This is a genomic window from Cryobacterium sp. CAN_C2, assembly GCF_015751745.1.
In the GTDB taxonomy this organism is placed as follows: Bacteria; Actinomycetota; Actinomycetes; order Actinomycetales; family Microbacteriaceae; genus Cryobacterium.
In genome coordinates this window covers 1-2,319 of sequence record NZ_JADOUX010000046.1, presented here as the reverse complement: position 1 = coordinate 2,319, position 2,319 = coordinate 1, and the positions used below count along the sequence as shown (strand labels likewise).

General features: G+C 62.7%; 1 protein-coding gene. It reads right to left on the bottom strand.

The features are described from left to right. Window positions 1–2,249 (bottom strand): FdhF/YdeP family oxidoreductase (locus IWX77_RS16775; RefSeq protein ID WP_196845683.1); only part of this gene is annotated, 2,249 nt, incomplete at its 3' end. Between the last annotated feature and the right edge of the window lie 70 nt (window positions 2,250–2,319).

Genomic DNA, 2,319 nt, shown 5'->3' with positions numbered 1-2,319 from the left:
GTATTGCTGCCCTCGGCGAGGTGAGTAAGCGGAACCAGAACGTTCGCCTCCGGATAGTAGGCCGCCGCACAGCCGCGAGCGGTGGGGTAGGACACCAAGCGGAATTTGCGCAAGACCCGTGGGATCCTGTCACTGAACACCCCGTGCACATCGACGAACTGGCCATCGACAAGGCCCAGCTCGGCGAGATCGTCGGGATTCACGAAGACCACGTGGCGGCCATTTTTGATACCGCGATACCGATCGTTGTGCCCGTAGATCGTAGTGTTGAACTGGTCGTGCGAGCGCAGCGTCTGCAAAATGAGGGTGCCCGGCGGGCGATCGACGCGCTCGAGAACGTTGACGGTGAGTATCGCCTTGCCGATGGGCGTGGGAAAGGTGCGCGAATCCCGCGGGCCGTTGGGAAGCATGAATCCGCCTTCCTGACGGATCTTCTGGTTGTAGTTTTCGCACCCGTCGACCACGTGGGAGATGTGGTCGCGAATGAGGTCGTAGTTCTGCTCGAAACCTGACCAGTCGACCTTCACCTTGTCACCGAGAACGGCCCGCGCCAGCCGGGAGATGATCGCCACCTCCGAGAGGAGGCCGGGTGCCACCGGATCGACCTTTCCCCACGACGGATGCACGGCGCAGACGGTGTCCTCGACCGACACGAACTGCGGCCCCGAGGCCTGCATGTCGATCTCGGTGCGGCCCATCGTGGGCAGGATGAGTGCCTCGGCGCCGGTGACCACATGGGACCGGTTGAGTTTCGTGGACACCTGCACGGTCATCTCGGCGCCCCGCATGGCTGCCTCGGCCGCGTTCGTGTCACTGATTGCCGCGACCAGGTTTCCGCCGAGCGCCATGAATACCTTGATCTCACCGTCACGCAGCCCGTTGATGGTCTCGACGGCATCCGCACCGTTTTCTCGGGGCGGATCAAACCCGAACTCCCGCTCGAGGGCGTTCATGAATGCCGGCGGCATTTGTTCCCAGATGCCCATGGTGCGGTCACCCTGCACATTGCTGTGCCCGCGAATCGGGGAGGCGCCCGCGCCGGGTTTGCCGATGTTTCCGCGCAACAGGAGCAGATTGATGATCTCTTTGATGGTCGAAACAGCCTTCTTCTGCTGGGTCAGGCCCATGGCCCAGGTCACGATCACGCGATCGGCCTTGAGATAGCGTGCGGCCAATTCGTCGATCTCGTGTGCCTCAAGTCCCGTGGCCTCGAGCACGGCCTGCTCGTCGAGCAGGTTCAGATGCTTGGTGAGATCTTCCAGTCCCGAGCAGTACTTCGCCAGGAACTCGTGGTCCAGCACTGTACCGGGATGCTGCGCCTCGGCGGCCAGCACCCGTTTGGAGACCGCCTGCAGCAGCGCCATGTCGCCGCCCAGCCGGATCTGCACGTGCTGGTTTGCGATGGGGGTGCCGCGTCCGATGATTCCCTTGACCCGCTGCGGGTTTTTGTACCGGTGCAGGCCGGCCTCCGGCAGGGGGTTGACGGCGACGATCTCGGCGCCGGCGTCCTTCGCCTCTTCCAGGGCCGTCAGCATCCGCGGATGGTTCGTTCCCGGATTCTGGCCCATGATGATGATGAGATCGGCTTGGGCGAAGTCGTCGTAGCTGATCGTGGCCTTGCCGATGCCCAGCGTCTGGCCCATGGCCCATCCGGTTGACTCATGGCACATGTTCGAACAGTCAGGCAGGTTGTTCGTTCCGAAAGCGCGCACGAAAAGTTGGTACGCGAAGGCGGCCTCATTCGAGGCGCGCCCGCTCGTGTAGAAGGCGGCCTCGTCTGGGGACGTGAGAGCGTTGAGCTTCGTGGCCAAGACGGAGAACGCGTCGTTCCAGCTGATCGGTCGGTAGTGGTCAGCGCCGGCGGGCTTATAGACCGGCTCGGTGAGGCGCCCCTGCATTCCGAGCCAGTATTCCGACTTCTCCAGCAGGTCGTCAATAGAATACTGGGCCCAGAAGTCCGAGTCGATGGTGACCGGTGTGGCTTCCCAGGTGACGGCTTTCGCGCCGTTCTCACAGAATTCGAAGGTCTTGCGGTGAGTGGGGTCCGGCCAGGCGCAGCTGGGGCAGTCGAAGCCGTCTTTCTGGTTGAGGGCGAGCATCGTCTTGCCGGTACGGATGACGCCCAGATTCTCCAACGCCGGCTTCATGGAGTGGTATACGCCGGGCATGCCCGCGGCCCAGTCTTTGGGTTTTGTGACCTCGAGGTCGGATTCGTCTGGTTCTGCCGCCGAGAGATGCTCACGAGTCATGGGCCTTACCCTTTCCACACCCCGATTTGAGCTGTGTCCTCCAGACCTAACAGGCTTGGCGAGTTGTTGC